General features: G+C 35.8%; 1 protein-coding gene. It reads right to left on the bottom strand.

The window, feature by feature from the left end; all coding sequences use genetic code 11:
- On the bottom strand, nt 1-212 hold a 212-nt coding region (locus tag HMPREF2647_RS00010), incomplete at both ends, for a G5 domain-containing protein (RefSeq protein ID WP_176744395.1).

The raw sequence follows: 212 nt of genomic DNA, 5'->3' as shown, positions 1-212 counted from the left end.
TTCTTCGCCACCATAATGTACGATTTCATCCACTGCTTCTTTTGTGATTTCTTCTGTTGGTGTACCTTTATCCACTATTTCGTTTGTTAATGGATTTTTCGTTGTTGGTGTTGTGATTGTTTTTTCTCCATTTTCACCTTTTTGTACAACTTTCTCTGTACCAGGCGCTAGATCTTTATCAAATTCACGTTTTGTTTCATACGGAATCTCTT

It is taken from the genome of Staphylococcus sp. HMSC035D11 (genome assembly GCF_001836075.1).
GTDB classification, from domain to species: domain Bacteria; phylum Bacillota; class Bacilli; order Staphylococcales; family Staphylococcaceae; genus Staphylococcus; species Staphylococcus hominis.
Note: the sequence above shows the minus strand (reverse complement) of the source record. Positions and strands in the feature narration are given on the sequence as shown.